Raw genomic sequence first — 25256 nt, forward strand, 5'->3', positions numbered from 1 at the left:
GAAAGATGGTATGCGGTGGTATACCGAAATTTGAAAGAAATCTGATGGCCGGGCAGGGGCTGCCCGGCCTGGCGGGTCAGTGCCCCTTGTGCTCGGGGGCCGAAATCGTCAGCCCGACGGCCGGATGGTCGAGCTTCGCTTCGGGATTGGCGGGGTCGGGCAGCTCCGACCACGAGACTTCGCCGTCGGCACAGGTCTGGGTGACGACGAAATAGAGTGTCGTGCCGGGGTCCAGCTCGGGGTCGATCGTGCCGCGGAAGCTGAACTCGTCGAACCACTCGTCGGGCAGCACGCCCGTCCAGGTGATCTCGGTGACGCCCTCGCTCACCGGCTTGCCATGATTCATGTAGGTCTTGGCATGGCTCGCCTTGACGGTCTCCAGCCCCCAGCCGGCCTTGGGCATCGGCTTGACCGAGAAGACGCCCTCCGGAAGCCGGACATGGACCTTCTCGGTCGCCTGGCCCTCGCAGCCATGCGGGATGCGCAGCACGGCCTTGTAGGTGGTGCCGGCCGCGGCCTCAGGTGTCTCGAAGCTGGCATGGGCGAGCGCGGCGGAGCCGGGGATGAGGGCGGCGAGCGCGAGGGCCGCCGCGGTGATGCGGGTGACGTTCATGTCTGTACCTGATGTCTTGAGTTTTGGGTCGCGCCGTGGCGCGGGATGGATGTCGTCAGGTATGCCGTGGCGGTGCGTTCGACGGGGGACGGTGCCAGCGTCGAGGGCTGACGAGGCGCCGTGCGGTCGCGCGGCGGGTCGGGGTGATCCGGCGGCGCGCCTGCCGAAGGGGAATTGCGGGCGCCGTGAGCATGCCGGGCGTCGCGATCTGGCAATAGTCGCAATGCGCATGGGTGCCGGTTCCCGAGGGGCCGTCGCCACAGACCTCGCCGATGGCGGCAACCGGCGACGGCACGAGCGCCGTGCGCGCGAGATCCACCGCCATCCGCCCGGCCGCAAGCGGCCCGGTGGCAAGTCCGACAAGCAGAAGAATGCGGACAAGACGATGAAACAAGGAGGTTTTTCCGGGCTGCTCTATTGCATGCCACTCACGCCAAACGCCCGGGAATGTCCAGCGCCTTTCTGTCGCAGGCAGCTACGACAGATCGGGGAAGAAGGCCTGAAGCCGCGCCCGAACATAGGTCCAGATCGACGGCGCGCCGCGCGCGACCTTGGCGCCGACACGGGCTTCAAGCTGTTCGAAAGTCACCTCGTATTCGGTCCAGCTGCCGCCGCCCGAGGCGAGGTTGTGCAGGACCGGCTGCACCCGGTCGAGCGACTTGGCGAAGATCGCATCGGGCGTGACCGCCGCCTCGAACTCTTCCCAGAGCGCGCGGAGCTCGGTGCCGAGGTCGGCCGGCAGCAGGCCGAAGATCCGGTCGGCGGCGCGGGCCTCGGCCGCGGCCACTTCGGCCGAGCCATGCGCCTCGCCATTCGCGGAATGGATCGGCACGTCGCCCACGTCGATCTCCACCAGATCGTGCAGGAGCAGCATCTTCACCACCCGGTCGATGGTCACGCCGGGACCGGCGTGATCGGCGAGCACAAGAGCATACAGTGCCAGATGCCAGCTGTGTTCGCCCGAGTTCTCGCGTCGCGAGCCGTCGGCAAGCGTTGTGGCGCGGATCACCTGCTTGAGCTTGTCCGCCTCCATCAGGAAGGCGAACTGGGCATCGAGCCGGGCACTCATCCCTTTCGTGCCGCCAGCGCCTTCCTGAGCCGCGCCTCGAGGAACAGGCGCGCCTTGGCGTCGGCGCGCTGTGCCCGGATCGCGGCCATATAGGCCTCCTGCAAGGCCGAGGAGGCGGCTTCGACGATCTTGTTGACCTCGGTCACCAGCGCTTCGTCGCCGGTCTCCTCGACCGCCGCGAGCACGTCTGCGGCAAGCGCAATCCCGAGCTCTTCCGTCGTATGCATCGGCTTACCGCGTCTGCTCGCCGAGCCGTCGGCGGACATAGGCCTGCACGGTCGAGATCATCGGCGCCATCTGCTCTTCCTCGTTCTCGAAGAAATGCCCTGCGCCCTCGATCTGCTCGTGGGTGATGGTGATGCCCTTCTGCTCGCGGAGCTTGGACACGAGCGCGGCGGTATCCTTCGGCGGCGCCACCCGGTCGGCAGTACCGTTGATGATCAGGCCCGAGGAGGGGCAGGGCGCGAGGAACGAGAAGTCGTACATGTTGGCCGGCGGCGACACGCTGATGAACCCGGTGATCTCGGGCCGGCGCATGAGAAGCTGCATGCCGATCCAGGCGCCGAACGAGAAACCCGCGACCCAGCAATGCTTGGAATTGGGGTTCATCGCCTGCAGATAGTCGAGCGCCGAGGCCGCGTCGGAAAGCTCGCCGATGCCCTGGTCGTACTCGCCCTGGCTGCGGCCGACGCCGCGGAAGTTGAAGCGCAGGACGGTGAAGCCAAGCTCGTAGAACGCGTAGTGCAGACGATGCACGACGCGGTTATTCATCGTGCCGCCGAACTGGGGATGCGGATGCAGGATGATCGCTATCGGCGCGTCGGGCTGTTTCTGCGGATGGTAGCGTCCCTCGAGGCGGCCTTCCGGGCCGGCGAAAATGACTTCTGGCATCGCCTGTCTTCTCTCTGCGGGGGCCCGTCGCGTCAATTCTGGGCAAGCCATTCTTGACGATTTTGCTCAGGCACCCTAGAACTGTTCTAAATACCGGCGGATGCCGGTGACCGGGTGGAATGGAGTTAAGCGGCCTTCCGCCTGTCGTCAATCTCTTTGCGGAGCTCGCACGATGAAACTCTCAACCAAGGGACGCTATGCGATGGTGGCGCTTGCCGACCTTGCGACGGTGCGGGAGGATCAGCTCACCTCGCTCGCCGAGATCGCGCAGCGTCAGGACATCTCGCTGCCCTATCTCGAACAGCTCTTCGTAAAGCTGCGGCGCGCGGGCCTGGTCGAATCGGTGCGCGGCCCGGGGGGCGGCTACAAGCTGGCGCGCGATCCTGCCGACATCCGCGTCAGCGAGGTTCTCGAAGCGGTGGACGAGACGGTGAGCGCGCTCCATACCGGCGCGGGCGCTTCGGGCGGGGTGTCGGGCAGCCGCGCGCAGTCGATGACAAACCGCCTCTGGGAGGGACTCTCGGCGCATGTCTATGTGTTCCTGCACCAGACCCGGCTTTCCGACGTGATCGGCAACACGCTGAAACCCTGCCCGGCGGTGCCGGCATTGTTCCAGGTGGTGGACGAATGAGCGGTTTTCAGAGTGAGGGTTCGGTGACCGGACGCGTCTATCTGGACTGGAACGCTTCGGCGCCGCTCAGGCCCGAGGCGAGGGAGGCCCTGGTGGCTGCGCTCGACGTCGTGGGCAACCCATCCTCGGTGCATGCCGAAGGGCGGGCGGCGAAAGCGGTGGTGGAGCGTGCCCGGGAGCAGGTGGCGGTAGCGGTCGGGGCCAAGCCGAGGGAAGTGGTCTTCACCTCCGGCGCGACAGAGGCGGCCGGTATTCTGCGGCAGGTGTTTCCGCACGGTGCGGTCTGCGTCGACGACATCGCGCATGACGCTCTCTGGTCGCACTTCGATCTCACGCATGCGGAAAGCGGGGCGAATGTGCTTGCCATGGGGCTTGCCAACTCCGAGACCGGAGCGATCACTGAGCCGCCCCAACGCGATGCGGACGGTTTCTTTCCCTATGGCGCAAGACGCTGTTCGAGCCTGCTGCTTGATGTGACGCAGGTGGTGGGCCGCATCCCCTGGGCCTTCGCCTGGTCGGAAGCTTCGTTGGCGGTGCTTTCGGCGCACAAGCTCGGAGGGCCGAAGGGCGTGGGCGCGCTGATCGTCCGCGAGGGGCTCGACATAGAGCCGCTCAGCCTTGGTGGAGGGCAGGAGCTGGGGCGGCGCTCGGGCACCGAGAACGTGGCCGGGATCGCGGGCTTCGGAGCCGCGGTTGAGGCGGCGATGCGTGACCTCGATGCGGGGCGCTGGCAGGCTGTCGCCGCGTTGCGCGACCGGATGGAAGCCCGCATTGCCGATGCGGCGCCGAAGACTATCTTTGTCGGACGGGACGGAGCGCGGCTACCCAACACCGCGTGTTTCGTGACACCCGGCTGGAAGGGTGAGACCCAGGTGATGCAGATGGACCTTGCCGGGTTCGCGGTCTCGGCCGGCTCGGCCTGTTCGAGCGGCAAGGTCAAGGCGAGCCGGGTCCTGACGGCGATGGGATATGACGACGTGGCGGCGGCTTCGGGGCTCCGCGTCTCGCTCGGGCCCGAGACGCGGCCCGAGGATGTGGACCGTTTCACCGAGGTCTGGGCCGCGGCACACGCGCGCTTCCGCGCAAGGGCGGCGTGAGGGGGCGCTGGCAAGTTATGGACAGGACGAAAGAAAAGGCGATGGCATTGGATCAGGATCGGGTTGAGGCCGAATTGGAAGTGCGTGAAGGCGTCGACCGCGAGACGGTCGAGACGGTCCAGAACATGGGCGCCTACAAGTACGGCTGGGAAACCGAGATCGAGATGGAATTCGCGCCGATCGGCGTGAACGAAGACATCGTGCGGCTGATCTCGGCGAAGAACGAAGAGCCGGAATGGATGACCGAGTGGCGCCTCGCCGCGTTCCGGCGCTGGCAGGAGATGGAGGAGCCCCGCTGGGCGATGCTCCACTATCCCGAGATCGACTACCAGTCGCAGTACTACTACGCCAAGCCGAAGAGCATGGCCGAGAAACCGAAATCGCTCGACGAGGTCGATCCGAAGCTGCTCGCCACCTATGAGAAGCTGGGGATTCCGCTGAAAGAGCAGATGATCCTCGCCGGGGTCGAAGGCGCCGACGAAGCGCCGGCAGAGGCCCGCAAGGTGGCCGTCGACGCGGTCTTCGACTCGGTCTCGCTCGGCACCACCTTCAAGGACGAGCTGAAGAAGGCGGGCGTGATCTTCTGCTCGATCTCGGAGGCGATCCGGGAGCATCCGGAGCTGGTCAAGAAGTACCTCGGCAGCGTCGTGCCGCAATCCGACAACTTCTTCGCGACGCTGAACTCGGCGGTCTTCTCGGACGGCTCCTTCGTCTACATCCCGCCGAACACCCGCTGCCCGATGGAACTGTCGACCTATTTCCGCATCAATGCCGAGAACACCGGCCAGTTCGAGCGGACGCTGATCATTGCCGACAGGGGGAGCTATGTGAGCTACCTCGAAGGCTGCACCGCGCCGAAGCGCGACACCGCGCAGCTTCATGCGGCGGTGGTCGAGATCGTCATCCTCGAAGATGCCGAGGTGAAGTATTCGACGGTGCAGAACTGGTTCCCCGGCGACGAGGAAGGCCGGGGCGGTATCTACAACTTCGTCACCAAGCGCGCCGATTGCCGGGGCGACCGGGCGAAGGTGATGTGGACGCAGGTCGAAACCGGATCGGCGATCACCTGGAAGTATCCCTCCTGCATCCTCAGGGGCGACGACAGCCAGGGCGAGTTCTATTCGATCGCCATCGCCAACAACATGCAGCAGGCGGATACCGGCACCAAGATGATCCATCTTGGCAAGAACTCTCGGTCGCGCATTGTTTCCAAAGGGATTTCCGCCGGCAAGGCGCAGAACACCTATCGCGGGCTCGTCTCGATGCACCCGAAGGCGAAGAACTCGCGCAACTACACGCAGTGCGACTCGCTTCTGATCGGCGACAAGTGCGGGGCGCACACGGTTCCCTACATCGAGGTGAAGAACAACTCGTCCCGCGTCGAGCACGAGGCGACGACCTCGAAGGTCGATGACGACCAGCTCTTCTACTGCCGCTCGCGCGGCATGGACGAGGAGGAGGCGGTGGCGCTCGTCGTCAACGGCTTCTGTCGCGAGGTGTTGCAGGCGCTGCCGATGGAATTCGCGATGGAGGCGCAGAGCCTCGTCGCGATCTCGCTGGAAGGGAGCGTGGGGTGATCCGGATTCGCTTCGAGGATTGCCGGCCAGTTCGACGGGACGCGTTGCGATGATTGCCACGACCATGCCTTCGATCGAATGGCGCTCCATCGCCGTGTATCATGGCACGGCCGCCGGCGAGGCGTTCTTCGGAGTCAACGCGACTACCGGCGCCCGTCTCGACGACGAGGCAATCAACGGCATGCCGATGATCTCGGCATCACGAACCGCGGGGATACCGAAATGAAACCTGTCGTTCTTCTTGTTGGAAAACTTCCCGGAATCGTCGGCCATCTGGCGGATGAACTCGAAGACATGCCGATCCGCTGGCTCGGCGCGCATGATCACGGCGAGGTCGTGCGCCAACTCGAGACCGAGCCGGAGATCTCCTGTGTGATCATGGGCGCGGGACTCGACGACGGGATTCGCGGCGACCTCATCGGGATCATCGCGGCAATCCGGCCCGACATCTCGATCCACCTCAAGGACCGGGCGTCCGGCCCCGACGGCATGGCAGCCTTCGTGCGGCGTGTTGCCGCAGCGATGGTTCTGGGCGGGGTCTAGGACCGAAACCGATGCGCGCCTTGATCCGACCCGCAGGCGGTGGAAACGCCGCGCCAGCAATGGAAAACGCGACCGAACCGCGCGCCGGCGGCGCATTGCGGCGGATTGATGGCGGTCTTGCCGCGAAAAACCCACGTTCTGAACCCGAATTCGGCCGCATCTCCTCCCCAGCGTGGCTCTTGAAGCTGTGCAGTGCGGAGGCGAGAGATGAACGCGGTGATCGACCAGAAGGCCGCGTTCGCGGAACGGCTCAACCGGATCAACCGCGGCTGCCAGTTCGAACATGCGGACGTGATCGGGCATCACACGCAGCGTCACTACAACAAGATCGCCGCGCGTCTCGCCAAGCAGCCGCAGCGGAGCTTCAGCGGCACCGTCTTGATCTCGATTGCCTTTCTGTGCGGCATGACGGCAGTTCTGGCCGGGCGGGTCTCCTATTTCCACCTGGCGAAGACCGAGGGATTGCCGCCGGCCTTCTACGATCTCGGCGAGCGCGGCATGGCGCTCTTCGCCTTCGTGCTGGCGGCGCTTTTCTTCCTCTTCCTTCCCCTCTCGACCCGGCCCCGCATCATGGCGCTTCTGGCCGGGTGCTTGCTGATGCACTACGGCGAGATTGCGGTCGCCGCGAACGCGCCGGAGGTCTGGTCGCAGATCTTCTCGCCGGAATACGCCGCATCGCTGGCCGAGCAGGGCAAGGACTACCGACTCACGCCCACCGGCTGAACCGACACCCATCCGAAACCCTTGCGGCCCGGGCCTCGCGCCCGCGGGCCGCCTTTGCCGTTTGAAAGAGGAAAAGATGCTGAATATCAAGAACCTGCAGGTCAAGCTCGAGGAAGAGGACAAGCAGATCCTCAAGGGTGTCGATCTGACCGTCGAGGCCGGCAAGGTCCATGCGATCATGGGGCCGAACGGGTCCGGCAAGTCGACGCTGTCCTACGTGCTCTCGGGCCGGGATGGCTACGAGGTGACCGGCGGCAGCGCGACGCTCGACGGCGAGGATCTCCTAGAGATGGAGCCGGAGGAGCGCGCCGCGGCCGGTCTTTTCCTCGCCTTCCAGTACCCGGTGGAGATCCCGGGCGTCGGCAACATGACCTTCCTCCGGACCGCGCTCAATTCCCAGCGCAAGGCGCGCGGGGAAGACGAGGTCAGCGCGGCGGAGTTCCTCAAGCTCGTGCGCGAGAAGGCCAAGGCGCTGAAGATCGACGCCGACATGCTGAAGCGCCCGGTGAACGTCGGTTTCTCGGGCGGTGAGAAGAAGCGCAACGAGATCCTGCAGATGGCGGTTCTGGAGCCGCGCATGTGCATCCTCGACGAGACCGACTCCGGGCTTGACGTCGATGCTATGAAACTCGTCTCCGACGGGGTCAACGCGCTGCGCGACGAAGGAAGGGCCTTCCTTGTCATCACCCATTACCAGCGGCTTCTCGACCATATCCAGCCCGACGTGGTCCACATCATGGCGGCCGGGCGGATCGTGAAGACCGGCGGGCCCGAGCTTGCACTCGAGGTCGAGAAGAACGGCTATGCCGACATCCTGGCGGAGCTGGCCTGATGGCGTCCCCTATGCGGAAGGATGAGGCGCGCGTGGCCGCGACCGAGGCGCGGCTCGCCGCGCTCGACTTGCCGAAAGGCGGATTCACCGCCCATGCCCGCGCCAACGCGCTGGCGCGGCTGAGAGAGATGGGCCTGCCGGGGCGGCGGGACGAGTACTGGAAATTCACCGATCCGGCCGTGTTGAACGCGACCGAGGCGGCGAAGGCCGCGCTGTTCGATCCGAAGGAGTCGCAGCTTTTCGGCGGTGTCGATTGCGTGAAGCTGGTATTCGTCGACGGCGTCTTTGACGCCGAGGTCTCCGACGATCCGGTGCTAGCGGGCGTGGAGATCGCGCGGCTGGCGGAGGCCGGCGCCTCCGATATCCACTGGGCGCAGGAGCTTTACGGCGCGCTCGAGGCGAAGGGCCAGTCGCCGGTCGTCCGGCCCTTCGCGGCGCTCAACACCGCGGCGGCGACCGATGGTGTCCTGATCCGGGCGACGGCGCAGGCCGCAAAACCGGTGCACCTCGTTTACCGCCACGAATCAGAGGCTTCCGACGCGATCCTTCATCACTGCGTGAAGATCGAGCCGGGGGCGGAGCTGACGCTCCTCGAAACCGGGCCGGCGGCGGCGCGGTTCAACAAGGTGATGGAGGTCGATGTCGCCGCGGGCGGCCGGTTCCACCATGTCCGCGCCCAGGGCCGTGACCACGAGCGACGGGCGATCACGCATATCTTCGCCCGCGTTGCCGACGAAGCCTCGTTCAAGAGCTTCACGCTCACCGTCAACGGCCAGATGACGCGCAACGAATGCGTGATCGAGATCACCGGAGACGATGCCGTGGCCCATGTCGCGGGTGCGGCCCTCGGCGATGGCAGCTACGGCCGGTTCCATCACGACGACACGATCTTCGTCACCCATGACGCCGAACGCTGCGAAAGCCGGCAGGTGTTCAAGAAGGTGCTGAAGAACGGCGCGGTCGGCGTCTTCCAGGGCAAGATCCTCGTCAAGCCCGGCGCGCAGAAGACCGACGGCTACCAGATCAGCCAGTCGCTGCTTCTCGACGACGACAGCCAGTTCCTCGCCAAGCCGGAACTGGAGATCTATGCCGACGACGTGAAATGCTCGCACGGGTCCACGACCGGCGCGATCGACGAGACGGCGCTGTTCTATCTGCGCTCGCGCGGGGTCGGGAAGCAGGATGCGACGGCACTTCTGGTCCTGTCCTTCCTTGCCGACGCGATCGCGGAGATCGAGGACGAGACGCTCGCCGCCGAGATCGTCGAGCGGCTCGAAGCCTGGCTCCAGCGCCGGAAGAAGTGATGGCCGTCACCGACGACATCGTCGCCACCTACCGGGGGCCGCGCAGGGTGATGCGCCGGCTTCTGGCCGGTGAGCGCCACGAGGCCCGTGCGCTCGCATATCTGATCGCGGCGCTCGTCGTGATCTACATCGCGCAGTGGCCCGGTCTCAGCCGGGCCGCGCATTTCGCGCCGGAAGTGCCGCTCGTCCAGAGGATGGTGGCGTCCTTCCTCGCGGTCATGGCGCTCTTGCCGGCCTTCTACCTGGTCGCGGCGCTCGGTCATCTCGTGGCGCGCATGTTCGGCGGCAGCGGGGATTACTTCGGCGCCCGGATCGCGCTCTTCTGGGCGCTTCTCGCGGTGTCGCCGCTGATGCTGCTGCAGGGCATGGTCGCGGGCTTCATCGGGCCGGGGCTGCAGGCCGGCGTGGTGGGCGGGATCGTTTTCGTGGTCTTCCTGTGGTTCTGGTTGAGCGGGCTGGCCGTCTCGGAAAGCGGAGCGAAGTCATGACGGCGATCGGCCCCGTTATCGTCGACCTGGTGGCGCACACGCTGCGCCGTCCACGCGAGGCCGCGCGGCGGCTGATCGATTTCGACCTGCCGATGGAGGCGCGCTGGCTCGGGCTCCTGCTGGTTGCGGTGGTGGCGCTTCTGGAGACCCGGATCGCGCTTCTCTTCATGCCCTCCGACCAGCAGGCCGCGGTCTTCGCCGTTCTCGCCGACCCCTGGCTCGGGGTGGCGTTCCAGATCCTGTCGCTGGTGATCATCGCCGGGGCGATGGCGTTCGTCGGTCGCATCTTCGGCGGGCAGGGCGTCTTCGCGGATGCGCTGCTGCTGGTCGTCTGGCTCGAGTTCCTGCTGACCTTGGCGCAGGCCGTGCAGATGCTCGTGATGTTCGTAGCACCGCCGCTCGCCACGCTCATCGCCTTCGCGGCGCTGGGGATGTTCCTCTGGCTTCTGGCGCATTTCACCGCCGCGCTGCACGGCTTTCGCGATCTCGCCAAGGTCTTCGTCGGGATGGTGGCGAGCTTCTTCGTCATTGTCGCCGTTCTTGCCGTCCTGCTCGCGATGCTGGGCGTCCTCCCTCCGATCGAGAAGGTCTGACCATGTACGACGTCGCCAAGATCCGCGCCGATTTTCCGATCCTCTCGCGCGAGGTGAACGGCAAGCCGCTCGTCTACCTCGACAACGGAGCCTCGGCGCAGAAGCCGCGCGTCGTGATCGAGGCGATCACGCAGGCCTACGAGATGGAATATGCCAACGTCCATCGCGGCCTGCACCACCTGTCGAACCTCGCCACCGAGAAATACGAGGGGGTGCGCGCCATCGTCGCCCGCTTCCTCGGCGCGCCCGATTCCGAGGAGATCGTCTTCACCTCCGGCACGACCGAAGGGATCAACCTCGTCTCCTATGCCTGGGCCGCGCCCAGGATGCAGCCCGGCGACGAGATCGTGCTGTCGGTGCTCGAACATCACGCCAACATCGTGCCGTGGCACTTCCTGCGCGAGCGTCAGGGCGTGGTGCTGAAATGGGTGGAGCCGGAGCCGGACGGCACGCTCGACCCCGAGAAGGTCATCGCCGCGATCGGCCCCCGGACGAAGCTCGTCGCAGTCACCCAGATGTCGAACGTGACCGGAACCCTCGTCGATGTCGCCGCGATCTGCCGCGGCGCGCGCGAGAAGGGCGTGCCGGTCCTCGTCGACGGCTCGCAGGGCGCGGTGCACCGGCCGGTGTCGGTCGCCGAGATCGGCTGCGACTTCTACGCGATCACCGGCCACAAGCTTTACGGGCCGACCGGGTCGGGCGCGATCTGGATCGCGAAGGAGCGGATGGCCGAGATGCGTCCCTTCCTCGGCGGTGGCGACATGATCCGCGACGTCTACCGGGATGCGGTGACCTACAACGACCCGCCGATGAAGTTCGAAGCCGGGACGCCCGGCATCGTCCAGCAGATCGGCATGGGGGTCGCGCTGGAATATCTCATGGGCCTCGGCATGGCGAATGTCGCCGCGCATGAGGCGGATCTGCGCGACTACGCGCTGAGCCGGTTCAAGGGGCTGAACTGGCTCAACCTGCAAGGCACCGCGCCCGGCAAGGGGGCGATCTTCTCCTTCACGCTGGAAGGGGCGGCGCATGCCCACGACATCTCGACCGTCCTCGACAAGAAGGGCGTCGCGGTGCGCGCCGGCACCCATTGCGCGATGCCGCTGCTGGAGTTCTACGGCGTCACCGCGACCTGCCGCGCCTCGTTCGGGCTCTACAACACCCGCGCCGAGGTCGATTCGCTGGTCGAGGCGCTGGAGCTTTGCCACGAGCTTTTCGCCTGAAGGGAGACGGGGCAGGGGCCGCCCCGGCGATCAGAACGAGAAGGTGATCGCCAGCACGCCGGCCGTATCCGAAACGCCCGCGCGGTTGCCGTAGTTTTCCGCGTAAGCGAGCTCGGCGAGGAACTCCAGTCCGGGCGCCAACGGCCGCTGGTAGCTGATCGCGAGGTCGACCTGCCGCTCGGAGGGCGCGAGGTCGAGCGCCACCGGTTCGAATGCGGAGCGTCCGGCGCTGCGGACCACTGGCAGAACCATTTCGGCGCGCCCCGAGGTCACCGCCATCGGCAAGGAAGCGCGGAAGCTCAGCCGGTCGCCGGAGGCGAAGACCTCGCGCTGGCCGAGATCGAGGTCGAGGCTTGAGAACCGCGCCGCCGAGACGCCTGACAGATAGGCCGGGGCACCGAGATCGGCGATGCCGGTCTCGCAGGAGAGCGAGATGAACCCGCCACTCGCGCTCTCGCCCGTCAAGCCGAGCTGGAGGGCGACGAGGTCGCTTGCCGGAAGCCCGTCATCCGCGGCGCCGAGCCCGAGCGCGCCGCGGTCGTGCGCGATCTTCACGCCGATGTCGAGCCCGACCGGCCCGTCGATCAGCGCGTGTTTGGCGCTGATCCCGTATCCGGCGTCCGCGTCGCCGCTCGCCGGGATCAGGAGCGCGCCGGACAGGCTGCCATCGGGGCTTGTGAAATCGAGCGTCCGGCCGTTGAACGCGCGGAACGGTTCCGTCAGTGCCTGCGCGGCGGCGGCGCGCCGGGCCGAAAGGTCGTCGGAGGTCGCCCGTGCCAGAAGTCCCTCGGCCATGGGCCGCGGCACCGAGCTTGCGGTCAGCGCCCCGGCAGGCATCCGGAACCCGCCCGCGAGGCTGTCCGTGACCTCGACCTCGATCACGCCGAGGCTGCGCTCGACGGCGTCCCCGATGGCCGCTCCCGCGACGATCACCGGCCCGGTGGTCTTGACCTCGACGCCGCCGGGCAGGCTCATGCTGGTTGTGCCGATCGGCAGCAGGGCCGCCCTGACGTCGAGAAAGCCATGCCCGTAGACGTCGCTGTAGCCATGCACGAAGCCGGGCACGAGTTCGACCGATCCGTCCGGCGCGAAGAAGCCATTGTCGGCCGAGGCGAGCAGGCGCAGCCGCAACTGATGCGGTGTCAGGTTCGGGAATGCCTCGGCCAGGATCGCCAGCGCCCCGGCGACCTGGGGTGCGGCGAACGAGGAGCCGACCGTGAAACCGTATGAACTGTTCGAGGCCGCGGTGGCGGCGTTCCAGCTTCCGTCGGCGACAAGGCACCATCGGGCGGCGTTGAGACAGGAGGCGGATTGCATCTGCGCCGACTGGACGCTGGCGGCGTCGAATGCCGGGGTTGCGTTTCCGACCGCGAGCCAGCCCGTCTCCAGGCTTGGCCGCAGGGCGGGCAGACCCTCCATGAGCTCGGAGGTGGTCGCGGCCTTGTCGTTCGACAGGGCGAAGACGACGACGCCTCTGGCAGCGTAGGCGTCGAGTGCGGCAAGGTAGGCGGCACCGTCCGAAGTGCCGAAGACGGTGTTGAAACTTTCCGCCGTGGCTGGCACCGGAAAGCCCCAGGAATTGTTCTGGGCGACGGCGCCGAGCCGCAGGGCCGTGCGGGTCGCCGCCGTCACCGAGGAAGCCGAGCCGGAACTGCCGAGCGCGAGGTTCGCGCCCGGCGCGACACCGATCATCCTCGACGACGAGCCCGCGGCGACCGAGGCCACGGCGGTCCCATGATCCGCAACCGGCAACGCGCCCGATGTGGCGACTGTCCTGCCGGCGATCGTGTCGTGCGTTTGCCGGAAACCCTCGTCAACGATGGAGATCGTCTGCCCCGCGCCCGTCAAGCCGACGGCATGGGCGTATTCGGTGCGGGCCGACGCCAGGGGATAGCTGGAAAAGGTGGGGCCCGGAACGGCGCTGAACCGCCATTCGTTCTTCTGGAAGAGGTAGCGCGCCGTTGTGTCCCGGAGTGCCGCCGCTGCGGCCTCGTAGGGTTCGAAGGATTGCACGAAGTAGGAGCCGAGCGTTCCCGCCCCGCCCGGCACCGGGATCGGCAGCGTGGCGGCGCTTTCGCCTCCCTTGCACGCGGTCAGAACCAGAACCGCGCCAATGCCAAGAAACAGGACCGGCCGACAGGGAGTTTCTTTGCGGCCGGGGCGAAGTCGCTTGGCGAGGGACGCGCGAATGCAGCAATGGAGGCGTTCGGCCATGCGTGGTGATTCCAGCTCTCGGTCTGCCATCTTCCCATTCTCTAACCGGGAAAGACGCTGGAGCGAGGGCCGAATGCTCCTTCAGCTTCAGTTAGAACGGCGGTGCGGCGGACATGCCGCAGCTTGCGGTGCCCGGCTGCCCTCGATCTCGAACGGGCCATGCAAAGCCCCCATTGCGGGACGGGAAACTTGTCGCTATAGAGGCGAGGACCGCGCACCCGTAGCTCAGCTGGATAGAGTGCTGCCCTCCGAAGGCAGAGGTCACAGGTTCGAATCCTGTCGGGTGCGCCAAAATCCCAAAGTGATTACAGAAGCTTGATATCCTATCATGGCGTGGCGGCGCGTGCGTCCGGTGCGATGGCGCGCATCGGCGCGTGCCGCAGTGTAAAGTGGGGCGCTACCTGCTGTCAGTGGCGCCGCAGCGAAACTGCCGAGGCGCGCCAGAGATGAGCCTTAAACCCATCGCTGTTCGCCTGACCGGCGGGCCATACTAGACATGCCCGTTCCGAGAGCACGGGCGCTGTGCCGTTGCCTCCGTCCAGGTTTCGTCGCCATCGGCCACGGTTTCCGGGCGCCGGGACCGTCCGCGGTCGAAGGCCGACTCGCGGATGCCGCTTTCGGCAATGCTCGCGGCACGCACAAGGCAAAGATTACGCGGGATTGCGGCGCGGCGCCGCGGCGGGAAAGGGCGGATATCTTGGATCGAAAGCTTCTCCTCATCATCATCGACGGCGTGCCCTATGCCAACTGGCGCGGCTTCTTCGGCAATCTGGAGGGCTGGGTCGCCTCAGGCGAGGCGCGGGTCTGGCGGATGCGGTCGGTCATGCCGTCCACCTCGGCCTCCTGCTATGCCTCGATTCATACCGGGGTCAGCCCCCAGGTGCACCGGGTGACATCGAATGAGTCGATCTTCAGGGTGGCCGAGCCGGACGTCTTCTCCGAGGTGGCAAAGGCCGGAGGCCGCACCGGCGCCGTGGCCCACAGCTTCTGGTCGGAGTTTTTCAATCGCGCGCCCTTCGATCCGGTCCGTGACATCGAATACGACGAGCCGGGGCAGGGTCCGATCAGCCACGGCCGCTTCCACACGATGACCGGCTATGGCCACGACAACCAGATGACGCCCTGCGACGCCGACCTCTTCGCGACGCTCACCATGCTGGCCGAGAGGCACGGGATCGACTACGGCATGCTCCATACCTGCACCCTGGACAGCATGGGTCACCGCTTCGGCCACGACTGCATCCAGATGGACCTCGCCTGCTTCAAGCTCGACGGCCAGCTCGCGCCCTATGTCGAGCGTTGGCGCAAGGCGGGCTACGAGGTCATCGTGACCGCCGACCACGGCCAGTCCAAACGCGGCCATCACGGCGGGGCCGAGGACGTGCAGCGCGACTTCGCGCTCTATTACTTCGGCCCGGCCGAAGGACCCGCGCCGGATACGCTCCTGAACCAGACCCAGCTCGCGCCGACAATCCTCGCGCGCCTCGGCGTGGAGATACCGGAGACGATGCGCGACGAGCCGTTCCTGGTGTGAGCCGGGATCTGTCACGATGTCCGCAAGAGCGCTGGATCGAAGGAGCGAAAGCGTGCAGTTGGAACTGTGCCCGGCCGACCTCGATGCGCTCGCCGAGGGTAAGACCTGCCGCACCTGAGCGGTCCGGGAATCGCTTCCTGGCTGAGGGATTTGGTCAGGCTGACCGGACAGGTTGTGTTGCCGGCCGGTTGTCGTTGCCTTGAATGGTTGAGACCGCTAGACATACCTGCGAGCAGATGAATGGAGCAGGCATGTCGGAACCTTTGCCCGAAGCTGGATGGTCGCGGGATTATACTTCCGTGAGCAGTGCGCTTGTTTGCCCTCCGTCGAGATCGCAATACCTTCAGCAATGTGGCGTGATGGATGGCGATTTCGACTATGCGCATGCCGCTTTGTGGCGGTTTGGTAAGCGATTTACGCAACCCCTGAGCGAACGGCCCGTTCCGGTTGAGAAGTGGTCCGGACGTCATATCTGGGGCGGCTTGTTCTTCGGAAATTTCGGCCATTTCCTGATGGAAACGATCTCGCGGTTGTGGATTCGCGGAAGAGTTGACGCTGAGAGTGTTCTGTTCGTTCCGCGCCATGATGCACTGACCGATTTTAAGGGCTACCAGTCTGCACTCTACGAACTCCTAGATATCGGGATCCCCGCTCGGATTGTAACAGACCCGGTCGAGGTCGACGAACTGATCGTTCCCGGTCAGGGTTTCGGGCTTGGTCGAATTTCCCGCGCTACGCCGGAATTCAAGGACTTGCTAAACGTCATGGCGGCTTCGATAGAGCCCGATGGGCCGGAAAAGCTGTACATTTCCCGAACACAATTCGGCGGGCAGGGCGGCGTGCTGAGCGAGGCATGTCTGGAAGCAAATATGGAGGCGTTGGGATACACCGTGATCCATCCGCAACGTCTTTCACTGCCGCGTCAGCTAGCACTCTACAAGGCGGCGAAACATGTCGTCGGCCTAGATGGATCGGCTTTCCATCTTTTTGGATTCGTGGCGCGCGAAGATCAGCGCGCGGCAATTGTCTTGCGCCGTAATTCCGAAGCGTTCACCGCGATTGCCACCCAATTGGAGTCATTCATGGGGCATCCGCCAGTAATCATCAACGCCTTGGCGGCAGATTGGATGCCCGAGACACAGAATTTTGCAAATCACCAGACCTGGGGAGAATTGGACTTCTCCGAGGTGGGGAGATGTCTTGGCGCAGGCGGGTTCATTAAAAAGTCCGACGTTTGGTGTGCTCCGACAAAGGCTCAGTTGGCCGAAGCAGTTGATATGGCCGCTACAAAAGCAAAGACGAACTTGAAACGCCGTGCCTCGCAAGTGAACACCTGAGTGTCCTGCACCACGAAATGCTACGTTGGTCTAGCAGTAGGGGAATCATAAGATGCACGACAACATGAACATATTGGGCGTCTGCCGGTTCTCGATGCTGGGGCGCGGTGATTGGAAGGCCTACAGGAACCAGCCGGATGACAAGCTCGAGGAGATCTATGAAGAGAAGGCTCGCGAACTCTTCGCGCCGGATCGGATGGAGAACCGGCTTGCTACATTCGAGCATCTGACGCTGAAATCGCTCGCAGCCCAGAGCGATCAGGACTTTCGGTTCCTCGTCGTGGCCTCGGACCGGCTGCCCGCCGACTATAGGGAGCGTCTAGTCCGCATATGCGCCGGCGTGAAAGCGGTCGTCCTGAGGTTCGTGCCGCCAACGCATATCTCCGACGTGATCCGGGAGACCTTGGCGGAACTGGCAATCGCGCCGGGCGACACGCTTCAGTTTCGGTTGGACGACGACGACTGCGTTTCGAAGGATTTTATCCGTCGCGCCCGGCGTCACGCCACGGCGATGTGGGAAAACCAGAACTTCGCGATAAGCTTCGCTCAGCAGTACTATTGTGTAACCGATGGCCCGACCGAAGGTATCTACAATTGGTATAGCCCCTTCTTCTCGGCGGGCGCCATGACTCGCCATCGTGACCGGACGGTGTTCGATTGGGGGCACTACCAGATCCCGTCCCGCATGGTATCGGTGACTGATCCACATTTTCCGAACATCGTCACGCATCGCGGCGATAACGACACGCCACGCCACGAGGCGCGCATCCTTAAGAAGCGTGGCATGGTACCCGCCTCGGTCGCTGAACTGCGCCGCGTGAGGGAGCGGCATTTCGATTTTCTCGACGATGAGGGGCTGGCGCTTTGTCGGCTTGACCAGTTCGTGGTGGAACCAACGTGAAATGGCCGCGTTCCAGCGTAGCACGAAGTTCTTGGCCGCCGCCTTTATCTGCCGGCTCTGGCATATCAAGGCGGCCGGGATTCGTGGGTTTGAGGCCGTCAAGCCATTGACCTTTGAGGCTTGAAGGCGTTTCTACTGGGCGGGCAAATTTCCGCGCGAAAGGAACAGAACCATGGCCTTCACACTTCCCGATCTTCCCTACGCCCACGACGCGCTCGCCGCGCTCGGCATGTCGAAGGAGACGCTCGAGTATCACCACGACCTGCACCACAAGGCCTATGTCGACAACGGCAACAAGCTGATTGCCGGGACCGAGTGGGAGGGCAAGTCGCTCGAGGACATCATCACCGGCACCTACCAGGCCGGTGCGGTCGCGCAGAACGGCATCTTCAACAACGCCTCGCAGCATTGGAATCACAACCAGTTCTGGGAGATGATGGGGCCGGGCGGCAAGGCGATGCCGGGCGAGCTGGAAAAGGCGATCACCGAGGCTTTCGGTTCGGTCCAGAAGTTCAAGGACGATTTCGCCGCCGCCGGTGCGGGCCAGTTCGGCTCGGGCTGGTGCTGGCTCGTCAAGGACAAGGACGGTAGCCTCAAGGTCACCAAGACCGAGAACGGCGTGAACCCGCTCTGCTTCGGCCAGACCGCGCTTCTGGGCTGCGACGTGTGGGAGCACAGCTACTACATCGACTTCCGCAACAAGCGCCCCGCCTATCTCACGAACTTCCTCGACAAGCTCGTGAACTGGGAAAACGTCGCCTCGCGTCTCTGAGGTGATCTCGCGGCGCGGCGTATTGAGGGGCCTGCTGGGGGTATTCCTGGCGGGCCTTTTCGCCTCCGCCTATGCCTTCTTTGTCGAGCCGGCGCTGCGGCTCCGGGTGCGGCGCTGGCAGGTGAGGCCCGAGGGCTGGCGCGGGGCGCCGCTGAGGATCGCCGTCGTGGCGGACCTTCACATGGGCGAGCCCTTCGTGCCGCTGCGCCGGCTCAGGCGGATCGTCGCGCGCACCAATGCGCTTGGCGCCGATCTCGTCGTCGTGCTCGGCGACCTCGCGGCTGGACACCGCTTCGTCACGAAAGAGGTCCCGGTGGCCGAGACGGCCGCCGCGCTTGGCCGGCTCTCCGCGCCGCTCGGTGTCTACGGGATCCTCGGCAACCACGACTGGTGGGATGACCGGAGCGCCCAGCGCCGCCGCGCCGGGCCGGTTCTCGCGGGCACCGCGCTCGAAGCGAACGGCATCCCGGTGCTGGAGAACCACGCGCTGAAGATCGTCCGGCCGGCCGGGGATTTCTGGCTCGCCGGGCTTGGCGACCAGCTGGCGCTGGTCGACGGGCCGGGCCGATATACGGGCGTCGACGATCTCGACGGCACGCTCGCCCAGATCGAAGGTGACGAACCGGCGATCCTGCTCGCGCATGAGCCGGATATATTTCCGCGCGTGCCGGAGCGGATCGCGCTCACGCTGTCGGGCCATACGCATGGCGGGCAGGTCCGGTGCTTTGGCTATTCGCCGCTCGTGCCCTCCGCCTACGGCAACCGCTTCGCCTATGGCCATGTCCGCGAAGAGGGCCGCGACCTCGTCGTCTCGGGTGGGATCGGCTGCTCGATCCTGCCGGTGCGCCTCGGCGTCGTGCCGGAGATCACGATGGTGGAGATCAGCGCATGAGCGAGGCGGTCAAGGGCGTTCTGGCGATGGTCCTGGCCTGTACGGTCTGGGGCCTGTCGGGGATCTTCTACAAGGCGGTGGCCCATGTTCCTCCGCCCGAGGTGCTGGCCCATCGCACGCTCTGGTCGCTGGTATTCTTTCTGGCCGTCCTTGCCGTCCAGGGCAGGCTCCGGCTTCTGCCCGCGCTCGTTGCCGGGCGGTCCGTCCTCCTGGTCGCTGTCGCCGCGCTGATGATTTCGGCCAACTGGTTCGGCTTCATCTGGTCGATCCAGAACGGCCGCGCGATCGAGGCCTCGCTCGGCTACTACATCTTCCCGCTGGTCGCGGTGATGATCGGCCGCGTGATTTTCGGCGAAACGCTCAGCCGGGGTCAGTGGGCGGCGGTGGCGCTGGCCGCGCTGGCGGTCACGGTGCTGACCGGCGGGCTCGGCGCCGCCCCCTGGATCGCGCTTTTTCTCGCCACGACATTCGGGATCTACGGCCTGCTCAAGCGCCGGATCGAGGCGGGGCCGGTCGTGTCGGTCGCGGCCGAGGTGACGCTACTCGCGCCCGTGGCCGCGCTCTGGCTCTGGGGCGTCCATTCGGGGCATTGGGGCAGGGGCGGCGGTGCCTTCGGCGCCAACTGGCACGACAGCGTGATCCTCGCGCTGTCGGGCATCCTGACAGGAGGCCCGCTGATGCTCTTTTCCTACGCCACCAAGCGGGTGCGGATGGCGACCGTGGGCCTCGTCCAGTACCTCAACCCGACGCTGCAGTTTGCCGTCGCCGCGTTGATTTTCGCCGAGCCGGTGACGCTCTGGCACATGATCGCCTTCCCGCTGATCTGGACCGCGCTTGCCGTCTATTCGCTGAGCGCGCTGCGGCAGGAGCGCCGGCGCCGGCAGGTGCCGGTCGCGGTCTAGCCGCGCGTGGCGAAGCCGCGCCGCAGCACCGCCTCGAGCGCCTCGACCGTCGAGGCCACCTCGACGAAGCCCCGCAGCGAGGCGTCTGCGAATCCCTCGTCGACGATCGCGTCGATGAGCGCGACGAGCCGGTCCCAATAGCCCTGGGTGTTCAGGAGGACGATCGGCTTCGCGTGGAGCCCGAGCTGGCGCCAGGTGAGCACCTCGAAGAACTCGTCGAGCGATCCGCCGCCGCCGGGCAGAACCACGACGGCGTCGGCGTTCATGAACATGACCTTCTTGCGTTCGTGCATCGTCTCGGTGACGACGAAGGTCGAGAGATCGCGCTTGCCCACTTCGAGCGACAAAAGGTGCGTAGGGATCACGCCGAAGGTCTCGCCTCCGGCGCTTTGGGCGGCGCGGGCGACCTCGCCCATCAGGCCGACATCGCCCGCTCCGTAGACCAGCCGCCAGCCGTTCGCCGCGAGCATCGACCCGGTTGCGCGCGCGGCCTCAGGGTAGGCCGGACGGGCGCCGACGCGCGAGCCGCAGTAGACGCAGACGGAATGCCGGGTTCTGGACATGGGATCCTCGCGCAGGGTTGCTTTGACCCCTGATAACGGCGTTGCTATGGTCGCTCAAGCGCGACGGAAGGATGCGCATCTGAGGGGAAATGCATGGAAGACAAGTCGGTAGCCCGGAGCGACGGCGCCGCTGCATTGAAGTGGGTCGGCGGTGTGCTCGGCGGGCTCGCCTTGGCGGCAGTGATCGGCCATTTTCTGCTGCCACCGGTCGGGTTGCCGACCGGGTCGCCGGACGAAGAGACGGCGACGGTATCCCAGCCGGCTCCAGCCGTGCAGGCGCCAAACGCGCCGGAGCCGCCCAAACCGGCGGCGGAATCGCCGTCGGTACCGTCTTTCGACACGGTGCGGGTCGATGCGGGGGGATCGCTGCTCGTGGCCGGGCGCGCCGAAGCGGGGGCGTCGGTTACGATCCGTATCGACGGCGCTGAAGCCCAGACCGCGGTCGCGGACTCGAAAGGGAGCTTCGCGGCCCTGCTTTCGTTGCCACCGAGCGACGAGCCGCGTGTCCTGACGTTGGAGACGTCTCAGAAAGACGGCAGCGTTGTCGCTTCGGAGGCGGCGGTGGTCGTCGAACCATTTGGCGAACCGGACCAAGTCGTCGAAGCAGCACCGGAGGAGGAAACCCCCGCCCAACCGGAGGCAGAAGTGGCTGACCAGCCGGATGTGCTGATCGTCGATTCCGAGGGCGTGCGCCGGCAGTCTTCGCCGGTATCGCCCGGCGATATCGTGATCGACACGATCGGCTACGCGCCGTCCGGTGCCGTCCGCGTGGCCGGACATGGCGCTTCCGGCAGCTTTGCCCGGGTCTATCTCGACAACCGCGAGATCCTGACGGTTCCGGTCGAAACTGGCGGACGCTGGACGGCCGAACTCTCGGATCTGTCTCCGGGGCTCTATACGATGCGGATCGACCAGATCGACGGGGGCGGCAAGGTCACCGCGCGCTTCGAGACTCCGTTTCTGCGCGAGGCGGCCGAAACGGTCGCCGCAGCGCTTCGTACCAACGCAGTTCCCGAGCTTTCCACCGCGGCCGCGAACGGGAGTGCGACGGTCGACGGGTCCGTGACTGCTCCGGACACTGGCGCCGCTCCGGCAGGAGGAACCGCCCCGACCGCCGTGGCGACAGAGGGCGACGCGCCGCGTACACCGGCGACGCAAGCCTCGATCGTCACCGTGCAGCCGGGCTTCACGCTCTGGCGGATCGCGCGCGAGAACTATGGCAGTGGTATCCTCTATGTGAAGGTCTACGAGGCGAACAAGGAGCAGATCCGCGATCCGGACCTCATCTATCCCGGCCAGATATTCACCGTGCCGGCGCCGGCCGAATAGCCTGCTCAGAGACCCGGTGGCAGGCTTCCTTCAGTCTCCGGCGTGCAGCAGGCGCGGATCTCGGGATGCGCGCAGCAGCAGTCGTTGAGCAGATAGGCGATGACCTGTCCGATCACCCCGGCGTCCGCCATGTAGAAGACATGGCGCGATTCCCGGCGCGACGTGATCAGCCCGGCCTGTTCCAGCGCCGAGAGGTGGAACGACAGCCGCGACGCGGAAACGTCGAGGCGTCGCGCGATATCGCCTGCCGCGAGCCCCTCGGCACCCGTTCCGATCAGGGCGCGCACGAGTTCCAGCCGGGTCCCGTTGGCCAGCGCCGACAGCGCGTTCAGGGCTTTACTCTGCTCCACTGTTCAACTACTCATGAAACGTTGAAATATGATCTTGATACCCGAGACCGCCGTTGCGATCAACCGGGTTAGGCACGCGGCGCGAGAGGCGGTGACCGGATGGCTGGCAACCAGGGAACGACGAAGGAGGGCTGGCGTCGCAGCGCGCGAACGCTGAAACGCGTGACGCCCTATCTCTGGCCCGAGGACCAGTTCTGGGTGAAGCGGCGCGTTGTTCTGTCGCTGAGCGCGCTGGTCGTCGCCAAGATCGTCTCGGTGCTGACGCCGTTCTTCTACAAGGCGGCCGTGGATTCGCTTTCGGGCGAGGGGCGGGGCGACGCCTGGCTGCTCGCGATGGGGGCGATCGGGCTCACGGTGGCCTACGGGATGGCGCGGATCGGCACGATCGGGTTCAACGAGCTCAGGGACGTGATCTTCGTGCGCGTGGGGCAAAGGGCGCTGAGGAAGCTCGCGCTCGAGACCTTCACCCATATCCATCGCCTGTCGATGCGCTACCACATCACCCGCAAGACCGGCGGCCTGAGCCGGGTGATCGAGCGCGGCGTGAAGGGGGTCGAGTTCCTGCTGCGCTTCATGCTCCTGTCGGTCGGTCCGCTGATCCTAGAACTCAGCATGGTGACGGTGATCTTCGCGCTGCTGTTCGACTGGCGTTACGCGGCCGTCGTGCTGGTCACGATCACGCTCTATGTCACCTACACGTTCAAGATCACCGAATGGCGGGTGAAGATCCGCCGAAAGATGAACGAACAGGACACCGACGCGAACCAGAAGGCGATCGATAGCCTCCTGAACTTCGAGACGGTGAAGTATTTCGGCGCCGAGGCACGCGAGGCGCACCGCTACGACGAGGCGATGCGCGGCTATGAAGGTGCTGCCATCAAGACCGGTCAGTCGCTCTCGCTCCTGAATTTCGGCCAGGCTCTGCTGATCACCGCGGGGCTGGTGATCGTGATGGTCATGGCCGCCTTCGGGGTGCAGTCGGGAACGCTGACGGTGGGCGATTTCGTCATGGTCAACGCCTACATGATCCAGATCACCATGCCGCTGAACTTTCTCGGCACCGTCTACCGCGAGATCCGCCAGGCGCTGGTCGACATGGGCGAGATGTTCGACCTTCTCGAACAACCCGCCGAGGTCACCGACAGGCCCGGCGCAAAGCCGCTTTCGGTGAAGGGCGGCGAGGTCACGCTCGACCGGGTGAAGTTCGGCTATGACGCGGCCCGGCCGATCCTCAAGGGCATCAGCCTGTCCATCGGGGCCGGCGAGACCGTGGCGATCGTCGGGCCGTCGGGCTCGGGCAAGTCGACCATCGGGCGGCTCCTCTTCCGGTTCTATGACGTCACCGGCGGGGCGCTCCGGATCGACGGGCAGGATCTGCGCGACGTCACCCAGGATTCGCTGCACGCGCTGATCGGCGTCGTGCCGCAGGACACCGTGCTCTTCAACGACACGGTCCTTTACAACATCGCCTACGGTCGCCCCGAGGCCAGCCGCGAGGAGCTGATCGCGGCGGCAAAGGCCGCGAAGATCCACGACTTCATCATGTCGCTACCGGAAGGCTACGAAACCAAGGTCGGCGAGCGCGGCCTGAAGCTCTCGGGCGGCGAGAAGCAGCGCGTCGGGATCGCCCGGACGCTCCTGAAGAACCCGCCGATCCTGCTTCTCGACGAGGCGACGTCGGCCCTCGACACCCAGACCGAACGCGACATCCAGGAAAGCCTGAAGGCGATGGGCAGGGGCCGCACGGTGATCACCATCGCGCACCGGCTCTCGACGATTGCCGATGCCGACCGGATCGTGGTGCTCGAAAAGGGCGAGATCGCCGAGATCGGGCGGCACGACGACCTGCTCGCCAGGGGCGGCCGCTATGCGGCGATGTGGGCGCGCCAGTCCGCCGAGGAGGACGACGCGGCGGCGGCGCCGGCCGAAAGGCTGGCCGCCGGTGCCGAGGACGTGCTTGTCACCGACTTGCCGCCCGATCGCCAGTGGCACTACGCGCCGAAGAACTGAGACCGGATCTCCTGGACCCGCGCGCAGGGATCAGCGCGCGGGCGTTGCGGCGGCGGCTCCGGGCTTGGCAAGGGCTCGGGCTTGCGTGTAAGACGGGCCGCAGACCGGGCCCGTCGCGGGCCTAGGCACGAGGGAGATCGGCGTGAGCGAAACCGACAGTTTCATCGACGAGGTGACCGAGGAGGTCCGCCGCGACAAGCTCTTTGCGCTGATGCGCAAATACGGCTGGATCGGCATCGCGCTCGTCGTGCTGATCGTCGGCGGCGCAGGGTATACCGAGTGGCAGAAGGCGCGCCACAAGACCGCCGCGCAAGGCTTCGGCGACAGTATCGTGGCCGCGCTCGAATCCGACGATGCCGCGGCGCGGCTCGCGGCGCTGGAGACGATCGGTGCGGACGGCGTCGGCGATGGCGCCGGGCAGCGCGCGATAGTGACCCTCCTCGCCGCGCACGAGGCGCTGCGGTCGGGCGATCGCGACGGCGCGCGCGACCGGTTCGAGGCGCTGGCGGCAGATCCCGAGGTTTCGGCCGGCTACCGCAATCTCGCCCGGCTCAAGGCGGTGATCCTGGCGGGCGCCGAGATGGATGCGGCCGAGCGCGACGCGGCGCTCGAGGAACTCGCCCAGCCCGGTGCGCCGTTCCGGGTTCTGGCGCTGGAGCAGCAGGCGCTGGTGCTGATGGCCGACGCGAAGGACGACGAGGCGTTGGAGCTTCTGCGGCGGATCCTCGAGGAACCGGACGTGACCGCGGGCTTGCGCCGGCGCGTGACGCAGTTGATTGTAATTCTGGGCGGCGATCCCGAAGCGGCCTGACGGGCGGGCGGTGCGCCGTCGCGCGCCGCCGGGGATGCAACGAACGAAGAGGCAGGC

The 25256-nt window shown here is 66.0% G+C and carries 29 protein-coding genes and 1 tRNA gene; 22 read left to right on the forward strand and 8 right to left on the reverse strand.

Features of this window, described 5'->3' with window-relative positions; translation table 11 throughout:
• Window positions 1-76: 76 nt before the first annotated feature.
• The 5 genes from OEZ60_RS01050 to OEZ60_RS01070 all read right to left on the reverse strand — a co-directional run bounded on the left by OEZ60_RS01050 (window position 77) and on the right by OEZ60_RS01070 (window position 2573).
• Window positions 77-613 (reverse strand): YcnI family protein, encoded by a 537-nt coding sequence (locus OEZ60_RS01050; RefSeq protein ID WP_263332332.1) that lies wholly within the window; start codon window positions 611-613, stop codon window positions 77-79.
• Between the two features lie 55 nt (window positions 614-668).
• Window positions 669-1007: a hypothetical protein gene (locus tag OEZ60_RS01055; protein WP_263332335.1), complete on the reverse strand. Its 339-nt coding sequence runs from the start codon at window positions 1005-1007 to the stop codon at window positions 669-671.
• A gap of 81 nt (window positions 1008-1088) precedes the next feature.
• Complete coding sequence (locus OEZ60_RS01060; RefSeq protein WP_263332337.1) at window positions 1089-1682, reverse strand: HD domain-containing protein; 594 nt, start codon at window positions 1680-1682, stop codon at window positions 1089-1091.
• A complete protein-coding gene (locus tag OEZ60_RS01065; protein WP_263332339.1) occupies window positions 1679-1909 on the reverse strand; it encodes a hypothetical protein in 231 nt (76 codons plus the stop codon). Before OEZ60_RS01065 ends, OEZ60_RS01060 begins: the two co-directional genes overlap by 4 nt.
• A 4-nt stretch (window positions 1910-1913) precedes the next feature.
• Window positions 1914-2573 (reverse strand): alpha/beta hydrolase, encoded by a 660-nt coding sequence (locus tag OEZ60_RS01070; protein WP_263332341.1) that lies wholly within the window; start codon window positions 2571-2573, stop codon window positions 1914-1916.
• Window positions 2574-2745: 172 nt separating this feature from the next.
• On the opposite strand from OEZ60_RS01070, the gene iscR reads away from it, so the two are divergent.
• The 11 genes from iscR to OEZ60_RS01125 all read left to right on the forward strand — a co-directional run bounded on the left by iscR (window position 2746) and on the right by OEZ60_RS01125 (window position 11584).
• Entirely contained in the window at window positions 2746-3204 is a 459-nt protein-coding gene (gene iscR / locus OEZ60_RS01075; RefSeq protein WP_263332343.1) for a Fe-S cluster assembly transcriptional regulator IscR, read from the forward strand.
• On the forward strand, window positions 3201-4301 hold the full coding sequence (locus OEZ60_RS01080) for a cysteine desulfurase family protein (protein WP_263332346.1): 1101 nt from the start codon (window positions 3201-3203) through the stop codon (window positions 4299-4301). The genes iscR and OEZ60_RS01080 overlap by 4 nt, the downstream gene beginning before the upstream one ends.
• A 41-nt stretch (window positions 4302-4342) precedes the next feature.
• The gene (gene sufB / locus OEZ60_RS01085) at window positions 4343-5878 is read left to right on the forward strand and encodes a Fe-S cluster assembly protein SufB (RefSeq protein ID WP_263332348.1); all 1536 of its coding nucleotides are present in this window, start codon (window positions 4343-4345) and stop codon (window positions 5876-5878) included.
• Between the two features lie 49 nt (window positions 5879-5927).
• Window positions 5928-6104: a YbjQ family protein gene (locus OEZ60_RS01090; protein ID WP_263332350.1), complete on the forward strand. Its 177-nt coding sequence runs from the start codon at window positions 5928-5930 to the stop codon at window positions 6102-6104.
• Window positions 6101-6421: a hypothetical protein gene (locus OEZ60_RS01095; RefSeq protein WP_263332352.1), complete on the forward strand. Its 321-nt coding sequence runs from the start codon at window positions 6101-6103 to the stop codon at window positions 6419-6421. Before OEZ60_RS01090 ends, OEZ60_RS01095 begins: the two co-directional genes overlap by 4 nt.
• 207 nt (window positions 6422-6628) lie before the next feature.
• Window positions 6629-7144 (forward strand): hypothetical protein, encoded by a 516-nt coding sequence (locus OEZ60_RS01100; RefSeq protein ID WP_263332354.1) that lies wholly within the window; start codon window positions 6629-6631, stop codon window positions 7142-7144.
• A 76-nt stretch (window positions 7145-7220) separates the two neighbouring features.
• On the forward strand, window positions 7221-7976 hold the full coding sequence (sufC, locus tag OEZ60_RS01105) for a Fe-S cluster assembly ATPase SufC (RefSeq protein ID WP_263332356.1): 756 nt from the start codon (window positions 7221-7223) through the stop codon (window positions 7974-7976).
• A complete protein-coding gene (locus tag OEZ60_RS01110; RefSeq protein ID WP_263332358.1) occupies window positions 7976-9280 on the forward strand; it encodes a SufB/SufD family protein in 1305 nt (434 codons plus the stop codon). Before sufC ends, OEZ60_RS01110 begins: the two co-directional genes overlap by 1 nt.
• Entirely contained in the window at window positions 9280-9768 is a 489-nt protein-coding gene (locus tag OEZ60_RS01115; RefSeq protein WP_263332362.1) for a YIP1 family protein, read from the forward strand. Before OEZ60_RS01110 ends, OEZ60_RS01115 begins: the two co-directional genes overlap by 1 nt.
• Window positions 9765-10361 (forward strand): Yip1 family protein, encoded by a 597-nt coding sequence (locus OEZ60_RS01120; protein ID WP_263332364.1) that lies wholly within the window; start codon window positions 9765-9767, stop codon window positions 10359-10361. Before OEZ60_RS01115 ends, OEZ60_RS01120 begins: the two co-directional genes overlap by 4 nt.
• Before the next feature lie 2 nt (window positions 10362-10363).
• Window positions 10364-11584 (forward strand): cysteine desulfurase, encoded by a 1221-nt coding sequence (locus OEZ60_RS01125; RefSeq protein ID WP_263332366.1) that lies wholly within the window; start codon window positions 10364-10366, stop codon window positions 11582-11584.
• 30 nt (window positions 11585-11614) lie between these two features.
• On the opposite strand, the gene OEZ60_RS01130 is transcribed toward OEZ60_RS01125, so the two are convergent.
• Window positions 11615-13798: a S8 family peptidase gene (locus OEZ60_RS01130; protein ID WP_263332370.1), complete on the reverse strand. Its 2184-nt coding sequence runs from the start codon at window positions 13796-13798 to the stop codon at window positions 11615-11617.
• A gap of 214 nt (window positions 13799-14012) precedes the next feature.
• On the opposite strand from OEZ60_RS01130, the gene OEZ60_RS01135 reads away from it, so the two are divergent.
• The 8 genes from OEZ60_RS01135 to rarD all read left to right on the forward strand — a co-directional run bounded on the left by OEZ60_RS01135 (window position 14013) and on the right by rarD (window position 20136).
• A tRNA-Arg gene (locus OEZ60_RS01135) sits at window positions 14013-14089 on the forward strand.
• 406 nt (window positions 14090-14495) lie between these two features.
• Entirely contained in the window at window positions 14496-15332 is an 837-nt protein-coding gene (locus OEZ60_RS01140; RefSeq protein ID WP_263332372.1) for an alkaline phosphatase family protein, read from the forward strand.
• Between the two features lie 359 nt (window positions 15333-15691).
• Window positions 15692-16669 carry a glycosyltransferase family 61 protein gene (locus OEZ60_RS01145; RefSeq protein ID WP_263332373.1) on the forward strand — a complete coding sequence of 326 codons (978 nt, stop codon included), beginning with the start codon at window positions 15692-15694 and terminating at the stop codon, window positions 16667-16669.
• A 52-nt stretch (window positions 16670-16721) separates the two neighbouring features.
• A complete protein-coding gene (locus tag OEZ60_RS01150; protein ID WP_263332375.1) occupies window positions 16722-17570 on the forward strand; it encodes a putative rhamnosyl transferase in 849 nt (282 codons plus the stop codon).
• Between the two features lies 1 nt (window position 17571).
• Window positions 17572-17694, forward strand: coding sequence for a hypothetical protein (locus tag OEZ60_RS01155; RefSeq protein ID WP_263332377.1), 123 nt, complete (start codon window positions 17572-17574; stop codon window positions 17692-17694).
• Between the two features lie 48 nt (window positions 17695-17742).
• Entirely contained in the window at window positions 17743-18342 is a 600-nt protein-coding gene (locus OEZ60_RS01160) for a superoxide dismutase (RefSeq protein ID WP_263332379.1), read from the forward strand.
• A 22-nt stretch (window positions 18343-18364) separates the two neighbouring features.
• Window positions 18365-19234 carry a metallophosphoesterase gene (locus tag OEZ60_RS01165; RefSeq protein WP_263332381.1) on the forward strand — a complete coding sequence of 290 codons (870 nt, stop codon included), beginning with the start codon at window positions 18365-18367 and terminating at the stop codon, window positions 19232-19234.
• Window positions 19231-20136: an EamA family transporter RarD gene (rarD, locus tag OEZ60_RS01170; RefSeq protein WP_263332383.1), complete on the forward strand. Its 906-nt coding sequence runs from the start codon at window positions 19231-19233 to the stop codon at window positions 20134-20136. The genes OEZ60_RS01165 and rarD overlap by 4 nt, the downstream gene beginning before the upstream one ends.
• On the opposite strand, the gene OEZ60_RS01175 is transcribed toward rarD, so the two are convergent.
• On the reverse strand, window positions 20133-20699 hold the full coding sequence (locus OEZ60_RS01175; protein WP_263332385.1) for an LOG family protein: 567 nt from the start codon (window positions 20697-20699) through the stop codon (window positions 20133-20135). The genes rarD and OEZ60_RS01175 overlap by 4 nt on opposite strands.
• A 93-nt stretch (window positions 20700-20792) precedes the next feature.
• Here OEZ60_RS01175 and OEZ60_RS01180 point away from each other — a divergent pair, with 93 nt between their 5' ends.
• The gene (locus tag OEZ60_RS01180) at window positions 20793-22028 is read left to right on the forward strand and encodes a LysM peptidoglycan-binding domain-containing protein (protein WP_263332387.1); all 1236 of its coding nucleotides are present in this window, start codon (window positions 20793-20795) and stop codon (window positions 22026-22028) included.
• Between the two features lie 5 nt (window positions 22029-22033).
• Here OEZ60_RS01180 and OEZ60_RS01185 read toward each other — a convergent pair whose 3' ends face one another.
• Window positions 22034-22378 carry an ArsR/SmtB family transcription factor gene (locus tag OEZ60_RS01185; RefSeq protein ID WP_263332389.1) on the reverse strand — a complete coding sequence of 115 codons (345 nt, stop codon included), beginning with the start codon at window positions 22376-22378 and terminating at the stop codon, window positions 22034-22036.
• A gap of 99 nt (window positions 22379-22477) precedes the next feature.
• On the opposite strand from OEZ60_RS01185, the gene OEZ60_RS01190 reads away from it, so the two are divergent.
• Together OEZ60_RS01190 and OEZ60_RS01195 are read left to right on the forward strand one after the other, a co-directional pair.
• Window positions 22478-24388: an ABCB family ABC transporter ATP-binding protein/permease gene (locus OEZ60_RS01190; protein ID WP_263332391.1), complete on the forward strand. Its 1911-nt coding sequence runs from the start codon at window positions 22478-22480 to the stop codon at window positions 24386-24388.
• A gap of 142 nt (window positions 24389-24530) precedes the next feature.
• Window positions 24531-25199: a tetratricopeptide repeat protein gene (locus OEZ60_RS01195; RefSeq protein ID WP_263332393.1), complete on the forward strand. Its 669-nt coding sequence runs from the start codon at window positions 24531-24533 to the stop codon at window positions 25197-25199.
• Window positions 25200-25256 lie beyond the last annotated feature (57 nt).

Origin of the sequence: Albidovulum salinarum, assembly GCF_025673475.1 — a bacterium.
In the GTDB taxonomy this organism is placed as follows: Bacteria; Pseudomonadota; Alphaproteobacteria; order Rhodobacterales; family Rhodobacteraceae; genus Albidovulum; species Albidovulum salinarum.